The organism is Pseudonocardia nigra (genome assembly GCF_019396355.1).
GTDB lineage: Bacteria > Actinomycetota > Actinomycetes > Mycobacteriales > Pseudonocardiaceae > Pseudonocardia > Pseudonocardia nigra.
Genome location: NZ_JAHKRK010000149.1, coordinates 1 through 19,669, shown reverse-complemented (window position 1 = coordinate 19,669; position 19,669 = coordinate 1). Strand labels below are relative to the sequence as shown.

Sequence of the window (19,669 nt, the reverse complement as noted above, 5' to 3'; positions counted from 1 at the left end):
GCACCAATACGCCGACTCGCGGGATGGGTGTCCGGTATCTCCGCGAGTCGGCGCTCGGGTGCGCGCGAGTCGGCGTCTGGGTGCGCGCGAGTCGCCGCTCGGGCGCGCGCGAGTCGGCGCGGGAGTGCGTGCGATTCCGGCGTTCGGGCCGGGCGACTCGACTCGCGCCCGGCCCGCCGGTCAGGTGGTGCGGAAGCGGTCGAGCTGGTCGGGGGTGTCCACGTCGTCCGAGACGGCGACGTCCCCACATTCGACCATGCCGAGGCCGGGGTGCCCGGCCAGGTATCCGCGGGCCCCGGCGTCGCCGGTGGCGGCGGCGCGGACCCCGGCCCAGTGCGATCGTCCGATCAGGACGGGATGGGCGGGCCGGCCCCCGTAGGCCGCCCGCAGGAGGGCGTCCGGTGTGCTGCGCGCGGCGAGCCGCGCGACCGCCGCCGCCGTGACGCCCGGTAGGTCGACGAGGTGGACGAGCGCGGCTTCCGGCGGCGGGTCGAGACGCTCCAGGGCCGCGAGGCCGGTCCGCAGGGAGGCGCCCATGCCTTCCTCCCAGCCCTCGGCCACGACGGCGTCGACGTCGGGCGGGAGCACCGCCGCGACATCGGCCGCGGCGGCACCCAGTACGACCACCCGGGGCGCGCACCCGCCGTCGGCGAGCACCCGCAGCGCCCGGCGGACGAGCGGTTCGCCCCCGAGCTCGACGAGCGCCTTCGGGCCCCCCATCCGGCGGCCTGCGCCGCCGGCGAGCAGCAGCCCGGCCGGCACCTACCTGTTGATCTCGGTGACGGGGTGCACGTAGGGCACCTCGTCGAGCGGGAACTCGACGTCACCGAACGGGGACAGCGAGCCCTGCACCGGGCTGGCCAGCTCGGTGACCGGGTGCTCGCCGTCGGGGAGCTCCGGCCATGACGGGTCGATCCGGCGGGTGCGGGCGGACTTCGCCACGGTGTCCTCCTCGGAACAGAAGTCGGTTGTGGACGAGTATCCCGGAACGGCCGGCGCGGCGTGTCCGCGGTGTCGGCGACTACCGTGGAGAGGATGCCCACTCCGCTGGTCGACTGGCTGCGCGGCCAGGACGACGAGATGCTCTCCGCCCTGCTGCGGCTGCGTCCTGACCTGGCCGTGCCGCCGCCCGCGGACCTCACGGTGCTCGCGACCCGCGCGGGGATCCGGGCGTCGGTCCACCGGGCCTGTGACGAGCTCGACACCGTCGCCCTCGCTGTGCTGGAGGCCTTCGTCCTCGCCGACGCCGACAGCGCACCGGTGCCGGTCGCCGAGGTTCGGCGGCTGCTCGGCCCCGACGTGCCCGCCCCCGCGCTCGACGCCGCGCTGGCCGCCCTGCGCGAGCGGGCGCTGGTGTGGGGGCCCGACGATGAGCTGTCCCTCGTTCCCGCGGCACGGGAGGTCGTCCCGCGCCACCCGGGCGGCCTGGGCCGACCCGCCACCGGGCCTGCGGCGTCGTCGGCGCTGCCGGAGCTGCTCGCCGCCGTGGCGCCGGACGAGCGCAGGGTGCTGGAGACGCTGGCCGCGGGCCCGCCGATCGGCCGCAGCCGGTCGGGTGCGGACCCGGAGACCCCCGTCGGGCGGCTGATCGCGCGTGGGCTGCTGCTGCGGGTGGACGCCGACACCGTCGAGCTGCCGCGCCAGGTGGGGCTCGCGCTGCGCGGCGAGCGCCCGATGGGCCGGCTGTCGGTCGTACCTCCGGAGATCGGCGCGCGGGACCGGGGCGCCGACGTCGTCGACCGCACCGCGGGTGGTGCCGCGCTCGGCCTGCTCCGACAGCTCGAGCTCCTCGTCGACTTCTGGGGCCGGACCCCGCCGCCGGTCCTGCGCTCGGGCGGCCTGGGCGTGCGGGAGCTGCGCCGGGCGGCCAAGGAGATGGACGTCGACGAGGCGGTCGCCGCGCTGATCGTCGAGCTGGCGGTGGCGGCCGACCTCGTCGGTGAGAGCGACGGGGCAGCTCCCGAGTGGGTGCCCACCACGAACGTCGACGTGTGGGCCGCCGGTGGCCCGGAGGCGCGCTGGGCCGTGCTGGCGCGCACCTGGCTCGACCTGCCGCGGCTGCCGGGGCTCGTGGGCCGCAAGGACGAGGCGGGCCGCCCGATCTCCGCGCTGTCCGACGCCGTCCGCAGGCCGCTCGCCCCGCGCGACCGGCGGCGCGTGCTCGCCGGGCTCGCCGAGCTGGATCCCGGCACCGCGCCGGGTTCGCCCGCCGCGCTTGCCGACCTGCTGGCCTGGCGGGCGCCGCGCCGCGGAGGCAGGCTGCGCGACGAGGCCGTGCAGTGGGTGCTCGCGGAGGCCACCGTGCTCGGGGTCGTCGCGCTGGATGCGCTGTCGACGCCGGGCCGGGTGCTGCTCACCGACCCCGACGGGCTGGTCCCCGCGCTCCGCGTGACCCTCCCTGCGCCGGTCGACCACGTGCTCCTGCAGGCCGACCTCACGGCCGTGGCGCCCGGGCCGCTCGAACCGGAGCTGGCCCGCGAGCTCGACCTCATGGCTGAGGTGGAGTCGGCGGGCGGTGCCACCGTGTACCGCTTCACCGAGGGCACGGTCCGGCGCGCCCTGGACGCCGGACGCACCGCGGGTGACCTGCACGAGCTCCTCGCGAAGCGGTCCGCCACCCCGGTGCCGCAGGGCCTGACCTACCTCGTGGACGACGTCGCGCGCCGGCACGGTCGGCTGCGCGGCGGCGTGGCGGCCTCGTTCCTGCGCTCCGACGACGAGGTGCTCATCGCCGAGGTCCTCGCCCACCCCGATGCCGCGCCGCTCGAGCTTCGCCGCATCGCCCCGACCGTCGTCGTCTCACCGCTCCCGCTCGTGGAGCTGCTGGAGGGGCTGCGGGGGGCCGGTTTCAGCCCCGCGGCGGAGGACACCGGCGGTGCCGTGCTCGACCTCTCCGACCGCGGCAGGCACACGTCACCGCGCCGACGGGCCGCCGGCCGGGGTGCCCCGCCGGAACCGGGCGCCGAACACCTCGCCGCGCTGGTGTCCCGCATGCGCGCGGGCGACGCGATGGCCGGGGTACGCCGTGGCACCGCCGCCCCGGTGACGACCAACGGATCCACCCTCGATCTGCTCCGGTCGGCCGCTGCGGCGCGCCGGAGCGTCTGGATCGGGTTCGTGGACGGCCACGGCGTGGCGGGTGAGCAGGTGCTGGAGCCGCTGAGCGTGGGGGGCGGCGTGGTGGAAGGCCGCGACACGGTGGACGGAGCCCTGCACCGCGTGCCGCTGCACCGGATCACCAGCATCGCGCCGGTGGAGGACTGACGGCCGAGGGCCGTTGGTGCGTCCCGGTGCGCAGAGCCGCTCTGCGCACCGGCACGCAGCAGGTCAGCGCGCGCCGGCGGTCATCCGGTGGTGCATGGCGTGCTCGACCAGCGTGATGAGCGCCTGCTTGGTGGACTGCCGGTTGCGGGCATCCGTGGTGACGATCGGGATCGACGGGTCGATCGACATCGCCTCGCGGACGTCCTCGACGCGGTGCTGCAGCAGCCCGTCGAAGCAGTTGAGGCCGACGATGTAGGGCAGCCCGCGGTCCTCGAAGAAGTCGATGGCGGCGAACGAGTCGGCGAGCCGGCGCGTGTCGACCAGCACCACGGCGCCGATGGCCCCGCGAACGAGGTCGTCCCACATGAACCAGAAGCGGTGCTGACCCGGCGTGCCGAACAGGTAGAGGATCAGTTCCTTGTCCAGCGACACGCGGCCGAAGTCCATCGCGACCGTGGTGGTGACCTTGTTCGGGGTGGCGGCGAGGTCGTCGACGCCCGCGCTCGCCTCGGTCATCACGGCCTCGGTGGTCAGCGGGACGATCTCGGAGACCGAGCCGACGAACGTGGTCTTGCCGACGCCGAAGCCGCCGGCCACCACGATCTTGGCCGAGATCGTCGCTGCGGTGGCGATCATCGGCGGCCCACCGGCGGTGGGGTAACTAGAGCCGACGGAGTCCACTCAACACCCTTTCCATGAGAGCGAGGTCCGGCACGTTGCCGGCACTGCTCGCGGTCTGGTGCACGGTCACCATGCCGAGCCCGGCCATGTCGCCCAGCAGGACCCGCGCGACGCCGAGCGGCAGCGACAGGAGCGCTGCGACCTCGGCGACGGAGCGGGTCTGCTCGCACAGCTCCGCGACGGCCCGGTGCTCGACCTGCAACAGGCCCATCTGGTCCCGGCCCCGCTGGCTCGTCGAGACCAGGGTCTCGATGGCCAGGTCGAGGCCGGACTTGGTTCGTCCGCGGGTCCAGGCGTACGGCCGGACCGCCGCTGCGCCCGTGCTCTGGCCCGCCTCGGCCTCGAGCGCGCCGCCGATGTCGATCGGTGCGGTCGGCGGTCCGGGCGGCACCGCCCCGGACTGGTCGGCCGCCGGTGTGGGGGGCGCCGCGGCGTCCGCCCGCTCCGCCTCACCGAGCTCGACGTCCGTGCCCCGCCTCCGGCCCCAACGCCTGCGCCGTGGCGACTTGCCGGCGTCGAAGCTGAAGCCGTTCATGACGTCGGCGAAAGTCGGCTCCGAGGTTTGCCGGCGCTCGTCGTCGGGACCGGGGGTCATCGGACTTCACCTGCCTTCTACCGATCAATGACCGTGTGGGGGTCGTACCGGGGCGGCCGGGCGTTTCAGCGCCCGCCGAAGGAGCCCTGCAGCTCCGCACGCAGCTCGGGGGTGAGCAGCTGCCCCACCCGGTCGACCAGCAGCGTCATCTCGTAGCCGATGAGGCCGATGTCGCAGCTCGGCGAGGCGAGCACGGCGAGGCACGAACCGTCGCTGATGGACATGAGCAGGACGATCCCGCGGTCCATCTCCACGACGGTCTGCACCACGCCGCCCGCGTCGAAGCACCGCGCCGCGCCCTGCGTGAGGCTGACCAGACCGGACGCGACAGCGGCGAGCTGGTCGGCACGGTCGCGGGGCAGCCGGTCGGAGGCGGTGAGCAGCAGACCGTCGGCCGACACCACGATGGCGTGAGCGACACCGGGCACCCGCTCCGCGAAGTTGGTGACCAGCCACCCGAACCGGCTCGGCTGATTCTGTGGCGCCGTCATGAGGACTCCTCGTCGTGATTGCCACCCGCGTTGGCGGGCTCCGAACCTCCGTTGGCCCCGGGGGCCGCTCCTGCACCGCCGCGCAACCTGCTCTCGCGCCCCTGGCGGACGCCTTGCTGGTAGCTGGCGAGCCGACCCCGGATGTTCTCGGCATTGCGCGCCGAGGACACCGGTGGGGCCAGCACCGCTGATCCTGCACTGCCCGGCACGAGCCGCGCCCGCGGCCGCCGCTTGGGCAGACCGGCGGCCGTCAGCTCAGGTGCTGCGGGCTCGCTCGCCGAACCGTTCGCCGCACGCCAGCCCTCGTCGGCCGCAGTGGCGAACGCCTGCTCCGGCGCCTGCTGCGCGGGCCGATCCGGCTCGGGCGCAGGCGGTGCCGCGGGGGCGGGCGCGGGCGGCCGGTGCTGCTCGACCGGAGCCGGAGCCGGGGACGGCTTGGGCTTCGGAGCCGGAGCCGGAGCCGGCTGCCGCACGGGGGGCTGGCCCGGCTGCTGGCGAGGGCCACCACCCTGCTCGGTCTGCCAGTTGACCGGGATCGGGCGGTTCGAGCGGAACCAGGCCGACGCGATCTCCTCGAAGATCGGGGTGGTCTCGCCCTGCTGGAACCGCTCCTGCGTGTCGGAGGACCCGGCACGGCCGACGGGGATGCCGGGCTCGGCGATCACCGGCACGTTCGGCGCGAACAGCGCATCGCCTTGCTGCGGCTGCTGCTCCGGCTGCTGCTGCGGTTGAGCAGGCGGTACCGGGCCGGCCGCGGGGCGATCCGGCTGAGCCGGTGCCTGCGGGAACGGCCGCTGTCCCTGCTGCTGGGCGGGCTGCTGGGCCTGCTGCGGCGCCGGGCCCCTCCCCACGACGTACATGGGTGTGGTCGGCGGTGCCGGCGGCACCTCGTCCTGCGCGGCGTGGTGCTGCTCGTGCGCGTCGGCCCCCGGTTCGTCCGGCGTCGCGGGCGCGTTGCCGTCGGCCGGGGCGACCTCGTCGGCGTCGCCCGCCTGCTCGTCGGCCTCGGATCCGTCGAGGTCGTCGGCGGTGTCGCCCGCCTGCTCGTCGGCGTCGCCCGGGACCGCGGCCTGCTCTTCCTGCTCCGCAGCCGCGTCGTCGGGGTGCTGGGCAGCGGCCGGCTCCTCGTCGGCAACCGATTGGGGACCGTGGGCGTCGAGCGCGACCTGGTCGCGTGCCTCTGCCGGCGCGGGGTCGACGGTGCGGGGCTCCCGGCGCGGGAGCGGGGCGGCCGGCACAGCACCGTTCTGCACCGTGCCGTTCTGCCCCGTGCCGTTCTGCACCGCCCCGTTCTGCGGTGCCCCGTTGGTCGGGGCCGCGGGGTGCACGCCGTTGCGTGCGGCAGTGTCCTGGCCGGTGGCCTCGGCCGCACGCGCTGCGGCAGCCTCCTGGTCGCGGCGCGCCTGCTCCGCCACCTCGCGTGCCTGCTCCGCGGGCGTCCGCTCGGGCTGATCGGCACCCTGGCGGTCGCCCGGCCCCTGCTCCGGCGGGCGCGGCGGCCCGTCGGGGCGCAGGGACGAGCCGGGGCGCCTGCTCGGCAGCGACCCGTTCGAGCCGCCCGACCCGTTCGCGCCGGGCGGCGGGGAGAACAGCTGGCCGCCTGCGCCGTCCTGCGTGGCCGGGGAGTCGAAGACGCTCGCCGGGTTGACCGGCCCGTCGGCGCCGGCGACCAGCGCCGACAGCGAGCCGGGGCGGCCGTTGCTGTTGCGGTTCAGGCGCTGCTGGGGCAGCCCGGGCGCACCGGCCCGCGCCGGCATCGGCCTGCCGGCGTCGGCGGGTTCGCTCGACGGGATCAGGTACGTCGGCACGGTGACCGACGCGGTGAGGCCGGCCGCCTGCCCGTCGGCGGCCGACGTGCTCAGCCGCACGTTGACGCCGTGGCGGGCGCCCAGGCGACCGACCACGAACAGGCCCATCCGCCGAGACGCCGACACGTCGACCGACGACGGCCCGCCGAGTCGCTGGTTGGCGTCGCTGAGCTCGTGGTCGGCCATGCCGACGCCGCGGTCGGCGATCTCGATGATGATCGAGCCGTCGGCGGCGCGGGCGGTGCTCATGACCACCTGCGAGTCGGGCGGGGAGAAGTTCGTGGCGTTGTCCAGCAGCTCGGCGAGCAGGTGGACGAGGTCGGAGGCCGCGCGGCCGACGACCGTGGCCGTGGGCGGTGTCTGCACGACGATCCGCGGGTACTGCTCGATCTCCGACACGGCGGCGCGGAGCACGTCGACCAGCGGCACCGGGGCGACGTTCCGCTTGGCCAGGTCGGTGCCCGCGAGGACCAGCAGGTTCTCGCTGTTGCGCCGCATACGGGTGGCGAGGTGGTCGAGCTGGAACAGGTTCGACAGCTGGTCGGCGTCCTGCTCGTTGCTCTCCAGCTGCTCGATGAGCTGCAACTGGCGCTCGACGAGCGCCTGGCTGCGCCGTGAGAGGTTGACGAACATCGCGCTGACGTTCGCCTGCAGGGCCGCCTGGTCGGCGGCGAGGCGGACGGCCTGGCCGTGGACCGCGTCGAACGCCCTGGCCACCTGGGCGACCTCGTCGCGGCCGCTCAGCGGGACGGGGGCGACGGCGACGTCCGGCGACTCGCCGGCCCGCATGCTCTCGACCGCCTGCGGGAGCCTGCGCTCGGCGACGTCGAGCGCGGACGTGCGCAGGACCCGCAGCGACCGGATCAGGGCCCGGGCGATGAGCACCGCGATCGTGATGCCGACGAGCAGGCCGAGCATCAGGATCACGGAGTTGACGCCCGCCAGGTTGCTGGCCTGCTCCTCGGCCGCGACGGAGGCCGCCACGAGCTCGTTGCGCAGCAGGTCGGCGGAACGGTCGGCCGCGGCGCGTGAGCCGTTGTAGGCCGTGTCCCACTCGGAGGCGGGCACCGTGACCGGGCCGTTCGGCGGCGAGGCGAGGATCGCAGCCGCGAGCCGCTCACGCTGCGCGTTGGCGGCGTCGTCGAGGAAGTTGCCGAAGCGGGCGAACTGGTCGGCGGTGAGCGCCGCCTGGTACTCGCGGAAGTCGGCCGTCAGCTGGAGGTCGGTGGACGTCGCAATACCGGAGATGACCGGTGACACCCGGTTCGCCCGGATGGCCACGCCCAGCACCGTGTGCTGCCGCGCCAGCTGCTCAGTGGCGCTGGTGACGGCCGTGAGGGCGTCGGCGAGACCGGCGATGTCCGGCGTGCGCAGCTGCCGCAGCAGGGCGCGGTCCAGGACGTCGATGTCCTCGATGATCTCCGAGTACCGGGTGCCGACCTGTTCCGCGTCGGCGGCCGGGTTCTCGATCGTGTCGGTGCGCAGGAGCGGGAGCTGGCCCAGCCCGGCCTCGACCTGCTGCAGGTCCGCGACGGTGGTGGCGCTGAGCTCGCTGGCGCCGCGGACGGCGGCCAGCATCTCGTCGAGCTCGGCGTCGGCCTGCCCGAAGCCGATCTCGAGCACGCCGCGGTCGCCCGTGCGGTTGCCCGCGACGAACAGCGTGGCCTCGTCGCGCTCCTGGCGCAGCGCGTCGGCCGCTGTCGCGACCTGCTCCTGGACCTCCAGCAGGCGGCTGCTGCGCCCGAGGTCGGCCGCCTCCCCCGCCTGGTCGGAGACGCGGAGCACACCCAGGACGAGCGCCAGCAGCGCGGGCACGAGCCCGACCGCGACCAGCTTCCACGTCAGGGTCCAGTTCCGCGGGTTCAGTCGCTCGAGCCAGGTGGGTCCGGTCTCGATGCTGGTCACGTCAACGTCCCCCTGAGGATTGCCGGCGACGATCGGTCGGACTCTGACACGGGCGGCGTGCGACCCGCGAGTGCGGATCGGACGAGCTGCGGTCCGTGGTCGGTGGATGGCCGGATACGGGCGCAGCGCCCGCGAGACATCGCGATGAACATCGAGTCGATCCGTCGCGCCTTCGGTCGGGGACGGGTCGGTGGGGTGTCCGGCCCGCATCGTGCGCGCCCCGCCGGAGCCGACACGCGCCCTCTGGGGAAGGGCGTTGGCCCCCGGGACCGGGTATGATCGCGGCGGCGCTGGTGCGCTCAAAGGCGGAGCTGTCGAAGTATAGGCACAGGTCGGCGGCCTCCCTTCCGTCGAGGTCGGGCGTGGCGAAGGCGTTCCCCCGTTCGGACGCGCCGCCTACCGTCCGTAGCTGACCTCCCGATCACTTGGGCCAACGCGGCCACTGTGAGGAGTACTGATTCATGACCGACGGGCCGCTCATCGTCCAGTCCGACAAGACGCTGCTGCTCGAGGTCGACCACGCGGACGCCGCAGCGGCGCGCTCCGCGATCGCCCCGTTCGCGGAGCTCGAGCGGGCGCCGGAGCACGTTCACACCTACCGGGTCACCCCGCTGGCGCTGTGGAACGCACGCGCGGCGGGGCATGACGCCGAGCAGGTGGTCGACGCACTCGTCCGCTACTCCCGCTACGCGGTACCCCAGCCGCTGCTCGTCGACGTCGTCGACACGATGGGCCGCTACGGGCGGCTGCAGCTGACGAACTCCCCGGTGCACGGGCTCGTCATGGTGGCGCTCGACCGTGCCGTCCTGGAGGAGGTGCTGCGCCAGAAGAAGATCGCCCCGCTGCTCGGCGCCCGCATCGACGACGACACCGTGATCGTGCACCCGTCCGAGCGCGGGCACCTCAAGCAGGCGCTGCTCAAGATCGGCTGGCCTGCCGAGGACCTCGCGGGCTACGTCGACGGCGAGGCGCACCCGATCGCGCTGGCCGAGGACGGCTGGACGCTGCGGTCCTACCAGCGGGAGGCCGTCGACGGCTTCTGGGACGGCGGCTCCGGCGTCGTCGTGCTGCCCTGCGGTGCCGGCAAGACGCTCGTCGGCGCGGCCGCGATGGCGAAGGCGCAGGCCACCACCCTGATCCTGGTGACCAACACGGTGTCGGGACGGCAGTGGAAGCGCGAGCTGATCGCGCGCACGAGCCTCACCGAGGACGAGATCGGCGAGTACTCGGGCGAGCGCAAGGAGATCCGGCCCGTCACGATCGCGACCTACCAGGTGATCACCCGCAAGTCCAAGGGCGAGTACAAGCACTTGGAGCTGTTCGACTCCCGCGACTGGGGCCTGGTGATCTACGACGAGGTGCACCTGCTGCCCGCCCCGGTGTTCCGGATGACCGCCGACCTGCAGTCACGGCGCAGGCTCGGGCTCACCGCCACCCTCGTGCGCGAGGACGGGCGCGAGGGCGATGTCTTCTCCCTGATCGGGCCCAAGCGCTACGACGCGCCGTGGCGCGACATCGAGCAGCAGGGCTGGATCGCGCCGGCCGAATGCACCGAGGTGCGGGTGACGCTCACCGACGCCGAGCGGCTCGGCTACGCGGTGGCCGAGGCCGAGGAGCGCTACAAGATGGCCTCCACCGCCCACACCAAGGTGAACGTCGTCAAGGCGATCCTGGGGAAGCACCCGGGAGAACCGGCGCTCGTCATCGGTGCCTATCTCGACCAGCTCGAGGAGCTCAGGGAGGCGCTCGACGCCCCGATCATCCAGGGCTCCACCAAGAACAAGGAACGCGAGGAGCTGTTCGACCGGTTCCGCAGGGGTGAGCTGCCGGTGCTGGTGGTGAGCAAGGTGGCCAACTTCTCCATCGACCTGCCCGAGGCGAGCGTCGCGATCCAGGTGTCGGGCACCTTCGGGTCGCGTCAGGAGGAGGCGCAGCGGCTCGGGCGCCTGCTGCGACCCAAGGGTGACGGCCGGCAGGCGCACTTCTACTCCGTGGTCTCCCGCGACACCCTCGACACCGACTACGCCGCCCATCGCCAGCGCTTCCTGGCCGAGCAGGGCTACGCCTACCGGATCGTCGACGCCGACGATCTGCTGGGGCCGGCACTGCCCGACGTCGGCTGAGGTCTCCCCGTCCTGACGCCCCGGGCACGGTGCCCGGGGCGCTCCCGGCACACGCCCCCTGCCGGTCGACGCACCCCGTCTCGCTCCACGCTCCCCGTCGACGGGGAGCGTTGGCCGAGAACGGGTGCGTCGGCGTGTCTCTGCCCCGCTCGCGGGCTCCGGGACCAGCACGCCGCCGGGCTGATCATCGCCCTCACCGTCACCGATCTCGCGTCGCAGGAGGCGCGGCTGCGGGCGGAGGGGGTCGAGATCACGATGCCGCTGCGCGAGGAGCCGTGGGGCGAGCAGCTGTTCCAGGTCACCGATCCCAACGGTGTCGTCGTGCAGCTCGTCGAGTGGGCGGCCTGACCGACGTTCGTGTCGGCGCCCCTTCGGGTGGCCCCGAGGTGCGGACGGGCCGGCGGCACGGACAATGGGCTCTCCACGTCTCGGGGGAGTGGCCATCTCGACGCTCGGCTGGATCGCCGTCGGGGTGGCGGCCTGGCTGGCCGCCGCCACGGTCGTCGCTGTGCTGATCGGCCGAGCCGTCCGGCTGCGCGACGAGCAGGTGCCGCCGGAGCATCCGGTCGCACCCCCGCCGCCGGGGCAGCGATCGCCCCGGTCGGCGGGCCGGGACCGGCCCCACCGGTCGTGACGGGCCATCTGCATCCGGGTGTGTCGCACCGGCCGGGATCTGTGCGATCGTCCGCACGTGTCCTCCAGTGAGCGGGCCGCAGCGGAGCGCGCCCTCGAGCAGGAGCACCTGCTCAACACGCTGCTCGCCGAACGCGACGGGCTGCTGTCGGTGCTCGACCGGGTGCTCGCGCTGCGCGGCACGGCCCGGCTGATCCGCGACGCCGCGGGCGCGGACGCCGGGTTCGTGGCCGATATCGAGAGCGCCGGGCACGCAGTCATCCGCTGGCTCGCGGGCAACCGGACCAACTCCCTGCAGGATGTCGTCGTGCCGATCGGTCAGGGCGTGGGGGGCCGGGTGCAGGCGCTGGGCGCGCCGGTGCGGGTCAGCGACTACGTCACCGCGCGCAGCATCACGCACCAGTTCGACGGCCTGGTCCGCCGGGAGGCGATGGGCGCGATGCTCGCGGTGCCGATCCTCGACGACAGCCCCGCGAGTGGCCGGACGGTCGCGGTGGCCTACGCCGCGCTGCGCGGCCCCGGTGAGTTCGGGGACGACGCCGTGCACGCCGTGCAGCGGATCGCCGCGGACGCTGCCCGCGCCCTCCGGCTGGCCAACCGCGCCGAGGCCGGGCGGGACACGGCCGTGGCCGCCGAGCGGCGGCGGATGCAGGCGTCGCTGCACGACTCCGTGGGTGCGATGCTGTTCTCGATCGGGGCCCAGGTGCGCGACCTGCGGTCCACCCTTCCCGACAACCCGGTCCTGCGGACGCGCCTGGGCAGGCTGGAGTCGGACGTGTCGGCGGCGTCGCTGGCCCTGCGCGAGGCGCTGCTCGCGCTCTCGGAGTCCAGTCCCGAGCGGGCGCTGCCGATCGAGCTGGCCGAGCACTGCCGCAGCTTCGAGGCCCGCACAGGGGTGCCCGCGCGGTTGGTGCAGCTGGGCGAGGTGCGGCCGCTCGACTCCGAACGCACCGCGCTGCTGATCAACGCCGTCCGTGAGGGGCTGCTGAACGCCGAGAAGCACGCCGACGCCGGCACGGTGGTCGTCAGCCTCGGCGAGGTCGACGGCGGCGTGCAGGTGGCCGTCGCCGACGACGGGGTGGCGCGGACCGGGGAGGGCGCCGACGGCGAGCCCTGGTCGGAGGGCAGCGGGCTCGGCATCCGGCTGCTCGCGGAGAAGGCGGCGCGGCTCGGCGGGCGGGTCAGCCTCGTGCACGACGACGACGGCGGCACCACGCTGCGGATGCTGCTGCCCGGAGCCGGGAGCGGACGATGAGCGAGCTTGCGAGCGGATTCCTGACGCAGCGCCCGGCGGCCGAGCACCGTGGGACGGCAGCCGGCCGAGCCGGCGGGCTGGGTATGCACAGCGGGGCCGTGCGATGAATCCGGCGCGTGTGATGGTCGTCGACGACCACCCCGTGGTCCGCGACGGTGTCGCGCTGCTGCTGCGATGCGAGCCGGCCCTGGTCGTCGTGGGATCGGCGGAGAGCGGGCACGCCGCGCTGGAGCGCGCGCCCGCGTTGCGGCCCGACCTGGTGCTGCTGGACCTGCGGCTGCCCGACATGCTCGCCCCCGAGGTCGTCGCGGGCCTGCGCGCGGTGGTGCCCACCGCACGGGTGGTCGTGTTCACCGCGCACGGCGACCACCACGGCGTGCAGGCCGCGCTCGACGCGGGCGCGCACGGCGCGCTGCTCAAGGACGCCGCCGCCACCGACCTGGTCGCGGCGCTGCGGCGGGTGCTGCGTGGCGAGCGCGTGCGCGACCCGCGGATGGTGCCGGGGGCGTCGGCGGACCAGGCTCTCGCGAGGAGCGGGCTGACGAAGCGCGAGTACGAGGTCCTCCGGCTCGCCGCGCAGGGCCGGACCAACCCCGAGATCGCGGAGTCGACGGGGCTCGCGCGCAACACCGTCAAGACCTACCTGCAGTCGGCCCTGCACAAGCTCGGCGCCCGCAACCGGGTGGAGGCGATCGGCAAGGCCAGCGAGGCCGGGCTGCTCTGACCCGCTCCGGCCCCCGGCCCCGAACGTCCGGAAAGCCAAGTTCCTGTCGCTGAACGTCAGGAACGTGGCTTTCCTGCCACACAGGGCCGCTGCGGTGCGTACCCGCCTGCGCACGGGCTGCGATGCCCGGACGCTCTCAGGTAACGGACCGTCAACATTCGCGGGCGTCCCTCTCCAGGTGGGGGTGCCTCAGAGGTGAAGCGCCTCACACCATGAGCCCGCCCGATCACAGGGGACCGGGCGGAGCGAGGGAGCTCGATCGTGGCTGTACGACGAGGTGCAGGGGCGTGTTGACGGTACGTGGGTTGTCGGTGCGCTACGGCCGTTCTGTGCGGGCGTTGGAGGGCGTGGACGTCGAGGTGCCCGCCGACGGGGTGCTCGCCGTGCTCGGCGGGAACGGGGCCGGGAAGTCGACGCTGCTGCGCGCGGTCTCCGGCACGCTCGCCCTGCACCGCGGTGCCATCACCGACGGCGAGATCGTCTTCGACGGCGAGCGCATCGACCGGTCGAGCCCGGCCGCGGTCGTGCGGCGCGGCATCGTGGCGGTGCCGGAGGGCAGGCAGGTCTTCGCCCGGATGACCGTGGAGGAGAACCTGCGGACGGGCGGCCTCGGGGCCCGGTCGGCGGCGGCTCGGTCGACCGCTCGGGACCGGGTGCGGGAGCTGTTCCCGGCGCTCGCCGAGCGGGCCGGGCAGCGGGCCGGCCTGCTGTCCGGCGGTGAGCAGCAGATGCTCGCGATCGGCCGCGCGCTGATGTCCGGACCGCGGCTGCTCCTGCTCGACGAGCCGTCGCTCGGGCTCGCGCCGCAGATGGTCGGCCGCATCGCAGCGATCGTTCGCGAGATCCATGCGCAGGGCACCGCGGTGGTGCTGGTGGAGCAGAACGCGACGATGGCCTTGCAGGTGGCCGACCACGCCGTGGCCCTCGAGGTCGGCCGCGTCGCGCTCGCGGGCGCCGCCGCCGACCTCGCCGCCAGCGACGAGGTGCAGCGGCTCTACCTCGGCGGGCACGCCGAGTCGGCCGAGCAGGCGGCCGCCGAGGTGTGCGCCGCGGAGCAGCAGCGTGCGGGCAGGCGGTTGGCGAGGTGGACGGCATGACCGCCGAGGCCGGCACCGCGCCCGCGACCACGGGCACCGAGGTCCCCGAGCTCCGGGTCGACGCGGTGAGCCTGCGGTTCGGCGGGATCCGCGCGCTCGACGACGTCTCGTTCACCGTCCGCCCGGGCACCATCCACGCCCTGATCGGCCCGAACGGCGCGGGCAAGTCGAGCTGCTTCAACGTGATCTGCGGTGTCTACCGCCCCACGTCCGGACGGGTCGTGCTCGGCGACACCACGCTGACCGGACTGGCCACGCACCGGCTGCCTCGGCTGGGGATCGGCCGCTCGTTCCAGAACATCGCGCTGTCGCAGCACTCGACGGTGCTGGACAACGTGCTGGTCGGGCGGCACACGCTCACCCGCGGCGGCTTCCTGTCGGGCGGCCTGCGGCTGCCCTGGATCGGCCGGGAGGAGCGGGTGCACGCCCGGCGCGCCGAGGAGATCTGCGCGTTCCTCGGCATCGCCGACCGGATGCACACGCAGGTCGGGGCGCTGCCCTACGGCGTCGCGAAGCTCGTGGACATGGCCCGCGCACTCGCCGTGGAGCCGCGCGTGCTGCTGCTCGACGAGCCCGCGGCAGGGCTCAACGCGGCCGAGACGGCCGAGATGGCGAGCACGATCCGGGCGTTGCGCGACGAGCTGGGGATCTCGGTGCTGCTGGTCGAGCACGACATGGGGCTCGTCATGGGGATCGCCGATCGGGTCAGCGTGCTCGACTTCGGCCGGCTCATCGCCGACGGCGAGCCCACGGCGGTGCAGAACGACCCGGAGGTCGTCCGGGCCTACCTCGGTACCGGCGACGAGGAGGAGACGGCGTGAGCGAGCTTGCGAGCTCACCATTCAACACGGCAACACGTGAACGCCACCGACGAGCGCCAGCGAGGAGGATCGCGTGAACACCTTCGTCCAGCTCCTGGTCAACGGACTGGGGAAGGGGGCGGTGTATGCCCTTCTGGCGCTGGGCTTCGTCGTCATCTTCAAGGCCACCGAGGTGATCAACTTCGCGCACGGGTCGCTGGCCCTCGTCGCGGGCTACTTCATCGCGGTCAACGTCGACACGCTGGGCTTCGCGCTGGCGGCGGCACTCGGGATCGCCGCGGCCGGGCTCGCCGCGCTGCTGATCGAGCGGCTGCTGCTCGCGCGCAGCAGGCACGCCGACCACAACAGCCTCGCGCTGCTCACCATCGGCATCGACGTGGTGGTGGTCGAGGACATCTTCCGCAGGCTCGGCACCACCGTGCCGTACCTGGGCGCGCCGTGGGACGCGCGCCCGATCCAGCTCGGCGGGGTCACGCTGTTCAGCACCCAGCTCGTGGCGCTGATCGTCGGCCTGGTGCTGATCACGGCGTTCTTCCTGGCGTTCAAGTACACGAACTGGGGGATCGCGATGCGGGCCCAGGCGGAGAACCGCGAGGCGGCCGCGTTGATGGGCATCCGCAGCTCGCGGGTCACGGCCACGGCCTGGCTGGTGGCGGGAGCGCTGGCCGGCGTCGCGGTGCTGTTCATCGTCACCCAGGACTTCTCCGGCATCGGCCTGTCCCGCAGCACGCACGCGGTCGCGTTCGCCGCCTTCCCCGCGGCGATCATCGGCGGGCTCGACTCCACGGCGGGCGCGGTGGTCGGCGGGATCATCGTCGGGCTCACCCAGGCGCTCTCCGAGGTCTACATCTCGATCCCGTTCGCCAAGGTGGCGGTCTTCCTCGTGATGTTGCTGGTGCTGGTCGTCAAACCGTCGGGCCTGTTCGGGACGAGGGAGCTCAGTCGTGTCTGACACCGTGACCACCCCGCCCCGGGCCGTCCCGGCCCCCGCGTCCTCGCCGGTACGCGGGCGGCTGCGCCCCGCGAACCTGCTGCGAGCCGCGGCGTGGGCCGCGCTGCTGCTCGTCCTGCTGGCGTTGCCGCTCTACATCGGACCGGGCCTGCTGTCCGCAGGCCAGTACGTGATGATCGGTGTGGTCGGCGCGATCGGCCTCACGCTGGTGATCGGCCAGGCCGGGCAGCTGTCCCTGGCCCACGCCTTCTTCCTGCTCGTCGGCGGCACGTCCTACGCGGTGCTCGCCGGCGAGTCCGAGCAGGCGGGCAGCGAGTACATCGTCGGGCTCGGACTGCCCCCGCTGCTCGCCATGATCGGGGCCGTCGCGATCTCGGCGCTCTTCGGGCTGGCGTTTGCCCCGGTGGCGGGCCGGCTCAAGGGCATCTACCTCGGGCTCGCGTCGCTCGCGCTGGTGTTCCTCGGCTTCTACCTGGGCCAGGCGCTCCCGGCGCTCACGGGTGGCGCGTCCAGCGGGCGCGTCCCCGCGGAGTTCGCGCTGTTCGGCTTCGAGTTCTCCAACGAGGGGTACCTGGCCGTGCTCGGCGTGCCGTTCCGGCGCGCGGAGCGGCTCTGGTACCTGTTCCTCGCCCTGTCCGTCATCGCGTTCCTGCTGGCCAGGGGTGCCGTGCGGAGCCGGGTCGGGCGCTCGTGGCGCGCGGTGCGGGACAACGAGGTCGCGGCGGCCGTCATGGGTGTCAACGTGCTGCGGGCCAAGGCCGGCGCGTTCGCGGTGAGCGCCGCCTACGCCGGCCTCGCGGGCGTGATGACGATCCTGTGGCTGGGCCTGCTCAAGCCGGACGAGAGCGAGTTCGGCACCTACGGGCTCAACGCCTCCATCGCGTTCCTCGCCATGGCGATCATCGGCGGGCTGGGCTCCGTGCCGGGAGCGGTCCTCGGGGCGCTCGTGGTGTTCGGCACGCCGCAGATCCTCACGGTCTTTGCCGGCGAGCTCGGACTCGGCAGCGCGCTGTCCGGCTTCAGCCCGGTCGTGATCAGCCTGTACGTCTACGGGCTCGCGGTGATCGCGGTCGTGCTGTTCGAACCCGGCGGCCTGGCCGCCATCGGCAGGCGCATCGGCGCCGCGGTGCAACGACGGACGCACCGCGGCGCCGAGAACCCGACCGGCGCGACGGAGGGCCGGTCGGCACCCCCTGGAGAGGACGGAAGATGAACCTTCGGCGAGCATCGCGCCCGACGGCCGTGGCGGCCGGCCTGGCGGCGGCACTCATCCTGGCCGGATGCACCACGGAGGCCCCGGAGCCAGGGGCGGGCGGCGGGGGTGAGGGCGACGTCGCCACCGACATCGGCGTCACGGCGGACACGATCCCCCTCGGCGTACTGACCGACACCTCCGGCCCCTTCCGCAACCTCGGCACCGGCATCACCCAGGGCAACGAGCTGTGGGCCGCCGACGTCAACGCCAACGGCGGGATCTGCGGTCGCCAGGTCGCCCTGGAGGTGGCCGACAGCGGCTACAAGGCCGACATCGCGACCACGCAGTACCGCCAGCAGCAGCCGAACATCCTCGGCTACCTGCAGCTCCTCGGCTCGCCGATCAACGCGGCGCTCGAGGGCAACCTCCAGTCCGACGAGGTGACGTCGCTGGCGCTGTCCTGGTCGTCGTTCATCCTCGACAACCCGTACCAGATCATCCCCGGCACCACCTACGACCTGGAAATGATCAATGGGCTGGCGTACCTCCAGCAGCAGGGCCTGATCGCCGACGGCGACACGCTCGGGCACATCTTCATCGGCGGCGAGTACGGCGAGAACGGGCTGCTCGGCGCGAAGTACTACGCAGAGCAGCACGGGATGACGATCCAGGAGGCCAAGGTCGCGGCCACCGACACGGACATGACGAACATCGTCACCGGGTTCCAGGGCGCCGGCGTCACGGCCATCCTGCTGACCACCACCCCGGCGCAGACGGCGTCGGCACTCAACGCGGCCAACGCGCTCGGACTGGACGTGCCGGTGATGGGCAACAACCCGGTGTTCGACCCGGCCACCAACCTCGCCGGGCCGGCCGCGGCCGCCGTCGGCAACCTCTACGTGTCGGCCAGCTCGGTGCCGTACTCCTCCGACGTGCCGAAGGCCGCGGAGGTGCGCGAGGACTTCACCTCGACCTACCCGGACGCGGCCGCCAACGGCGGCGTGCCCTACGGCTATGCCGGCGGGCTGATCTGGCAGCAGATCCTCGAGCAGGCCTGCGAGAACGGGGACCTCACCCGCAAGGGCGTGCACGACGCGTTCCTCGCCAGCCAGAACATCACCACCGAGGAGCTCGTGGCGAGCGAGCTGAACTTCGCGCAGCCCGGCACGCCCGCGAGCCGCTCGGTCTACATCGCGCAGGCCGACCCGGCACAGGAGGGCGGGCTGCGCCAGGTGACCGAGGTGTTCACCTCGGCGGAGGCCGACAGCTACACGGCCCCGCACGAAGGCGCCTGACCCCGTCCCGTCCGCCCGCCCCGATCGCAGCAAGGTGGCTTTACCGCGTGTTGCTGCAGCAAAGCCACCTTGCTGCAAGGGGCGGCGGACGTCGGGGGCGGGTCAGGGTGTGTGTCCGGGCCCGGATCCGGGCGCACCCGGAGGTTCTCCTCGCCCCTGCCCGGCAGTGTTGGGGGCATGGAGCAGACGACCGACACGACCACCCGCATCACCTTCGACAAGTCCACGTCCGGCAGCGACCCGCTCACCCCGGACGCGCCGGTGCTGTCGTTCCCGCCGTCGGCGGACGAGGTCTCGCCCGCCGACACCGGCCGCCGGAAGTTCCGCCTCCGCCGCAGCCGCACCGACCGGATGCTCGGCGGCGTCTGCGGTGGGCTGGCGGCGGAACTGGACGTCGACCCGGTGCTGCTGCGCATCGGCCTCGTCGCGCTGACCGCGCTGGGGTTCGGCACCGGCGCCGTCATCTACGTCGCCGTGTGGCTCCTCGCCCCGGAGGCCGAGCTCTGAGGGGCGCCCGGATCGCAGCATGGTGGCCATGCTCCGACGGGACGGCAGCAAGGCCACCATGCTGCAACGGCGGCGCGGCGGGGTGGGCGACACGCGACAGGGGCGGCACCCTCCGCGAGGAGGATGCCGCCCCTGTCAGGACGTCCCGGCAGATGGACCGATCAGAAGTCCATGCCGCCCATGCCGCCGGTCGGGTCGCCGGCCGGAGCGGCGTTCTTCTCCGGCTTGTCGGCGATGACCGCCTCGGTGGTGAGGAACAGGGCCGCGATGGAGGCCGCGTTCTGCAGCGCCGAGCGGGTGACCTTGGCCGGGTCGATGATGCC

General features: G+C 73.8%; 18 protein-coding genes. 12 read left to right on the top strand and 6 right to left on the bottom strand.

Going from position 1 to position 19,669, the window contains the following annotated elements; all coding sequences use genetic code 11:
• Nucleotides 1-180 precede the first annotated feature (180 nt).
• Nucleotides 181-762 carry a nucleotidyltransferase family protein gene (locus tag KME75_RS28235; RefSeq protein WP_219417926.1) on the bottom strand — a complete coding sequence of 194 codons (582 nt, stop codon included), beginning with the start codon at nt 760-762 and terminating at the stop codon, nt 181-183.
• Nucleotides 763-942 (bottom strand): hypothetical protein, encoded by a 180-nt coding sequence (locus KME75_RS28230; protein WP_219417925.1) that lies wholly within the window; start codon nt 940-942, stop codon nt 763-765. It abuts the gene before it with no gap.
• A gap of 93 nt (nt 943-1,035) precedes the next feature.
• Between KME75_RS28230 and KME75_RS28225 the strand changes: the two genes are divergently transcribed.
• On the top strand, nt 1,036-3,264 hold the full coding sequence (locus KME75_RS28225; RefSeq protein WP_219417924.1) for a helicase-associated domain-containing protein: 2,229 nt from the start codon (nt 1,036-1,038) through the stop codon (nt 3,262-3,264).
• Nucleotides 3,265-3,327: 63 nt separating this feature from the next.
• Here the strand turns inward: KME75_RS28225 and KME75_RS28220 are convergent, their stop codons facing one another.
• The 4 genes from KME75_RS28220 to KME75_RS45205 form a co-directional block, all read right to left on the bottom strand.
• Nucleotides 3,328-3,900, bottom strand: a complete 573-nt coding sequence (locus KME75_RS28220; RefSeq protein ID WP_219417929.1) for a GTP-binding protein — start codon at nt 3,898-3,900, stop codon at nt 3,328-3,330.
• Nucleotides 3,901-3,925: 25 nt separating this feature from the next.
• On the bottom strand, nt 3,926-4,540 hold the full coding sequence (locus KME75_RS28215; protein ID WP_219417923.1) for a DUF742 domain-containing protein: 615 nt from the start codon (nt 4,538-4,540) through the stop codon (nt 3,926-3,928).
• 65 nt (nt 4,541-4,605) lie between these two features.
• Nucleotides 4,606-5,031 (bottom strand): roadblock/LC7 domain-containing protein, encoded by a 426-nt coding sequence (locus KME75_RS28210; RefSeq protein ID WP_219417922.1) that lies wholly within the window; start codon nt 5,029-5,031, stop codon nt 4,606-4,608.
• The gene (locus KME75_RS45205; protein ID WP_219417921.1) at nt 5,028-8,744 is read right to left on the bottom strand and encodes a sensor histidine kinase; all 3,717 of its coding nucleotides are present in this window, start codon (nt 8,742-8,744) and stop codon (nt 5,028-5,030) included. Before KME75_RS45205 ends, KME75_RS28210 begins: the two co-directional genes overlap by 4 nt.
• Before the next feature lie 461 nt (nt 8,745-9,205).
• Between KME75_RS45205 and KME75_RS28200 the strand changes: the two genes are divergently transcribed.
• The 11 genes from KME75_RS28200 to KME75_RS28150 all read left to right on the top strand — a co-directional run bounded on the left by KME75_RS28200 (nt 9,206) and on the right by KME75_RS28150 (nt 19,346).
• Nucleotides 9,206-10,867: a DNA repair helicase XPB gene (locus KME75_RS28200; RefSeq protein WP_219417920.1), complete on the top strand. Its 1,662-nt coding sequence runs from the start codon at nt 9,206-9,208 to the stop codon at nt 10,865-10,867.
• Between the two features lie 12 nt (nt 10,868-10,879).
• Nucleotides 10,880-11,215 carry a VOC family protein gene (locus KME75_RS46150; RefSeq protein ID WP_219417928.1) on the top strand — a complete coding sequence of 112 codons (336 nt, stop codon included), beginning with the start codon at nt 10,880-10,882 and terminating at the stop codon, nt 11,213-11,215.
• Nucleotides 11,216-11,303: 88 nt separating this feature from the next.
• Entirely contained in the window at nt 11,304-11,501 is a 198-nt protein-coding gene (locus KME75_RS28190) for a hypothetical protein (protein ID WP_219417919.1), read from the top strand.
• 57 nt (nt 11,502-11,558) lie between these two features.
• On the top strand, nt 11,559-12,755 hold the full coding sequence (locus KME75_RS28185) for a GAF domain-containing sensor histidine kinase (RefSeq protein ID WP_219417918.1): 1,197 nt from the start codon (nt 11,559-11,561) through the stop codon (nt 12,753-12,755).
• A gap of 103 nt (nt 12,756-12,858) precedes the next feature.
• The gene (locus KME75_RS28180; RefSeq protein WP_219417917.1) at nt 12,859-13,479 is read left to right on the top strand and encodes a response regulator; all 621 of its coding nucleotides are present in this window, start codon (nt 12,859-12,861) and stop codon (nt 13,477-13,479) included.
• Between the two features lie 287 nt (nt 13,480-13,766).
• Complete coding sequence (locus tag KME75_RS28175; RefSeq protein ID WP_219417916.1) at nt 13,767-14,576, top strand: ABC transporter ATP-binding protein; 810 nt, start codon at nt 13,767-13,769, stop codon at nt 14,574-14,576.
• Nucleotides 14,573-15,397 (top strand): ABC transporter ATP-binding protein, encoded by an 825-nt coding sequence (locus tag KME75_RS28170; RefSeq protein ID WP_219417915.1) that lies wholly within the window; start codon nt 14,573-14,575, stop codon nt 15,395-15,397. The genes KME75_RS28175 and KME75_RS28170 overlap by 4 nt, the downstream gene beginning before the upstream one ends.
• 73 nt (nt 15,398-15,470) lie before the next feature.
• Nucleotides 15,471-16,349, top strand: coding sequence for a branched-chain amino acid ABC transporter permease (locus tag KME75_RS28165; RefSeq protein ID WP_219417914.1), 879 nt, complete (start codon nt 15,471-15,473; stop codon nt 16,347-16,349).
• Entirely contained in the window at nt 16,342-17,562 is a 1,221-nt protein-coding gene (locus tag KME75_RS28160) for a branched-chain amino acid ABC transporter permease (RefSeq protein ID WP_372452686.1), read from the top strand. The genes KME75_RS28165 and KME75_RS28160 overlap by 8 nt, the downstream gene beginning before the upstream one ends.
• The gene (locus tag KME75_RS28155) at nt 17,559-18,839 is read left to right on the top strand and encodes an ABC transporter substrate-binding protein (protein WP_219417913.1); all 1,281 of its coding nucleotides are present in this window, start codon (nt 17,559-17,561) and stop codon (nt 18,837-18,839) included. Before KME75_RS28160 ends, KME75_RS28155 begins: the two co-directional genes overlap by 4 nt.
• 177 nt (nt 18,840-19,016) lie before the next feature.
• The gene (locus KME75_RS28150) at nt 19,017-19,346 is read left to right on the top strand and encodes a PspC domain-containing protein (RefSeq protein ID WP_219417912.1); all 330 of its coding nucleotides are present in this window, start codon (nt 19,017-19,019) and stop codon (nt 19,344-19,346) included.
• Nucleotides 19,347-19,669: the final 323 nt, after the last annotated feature.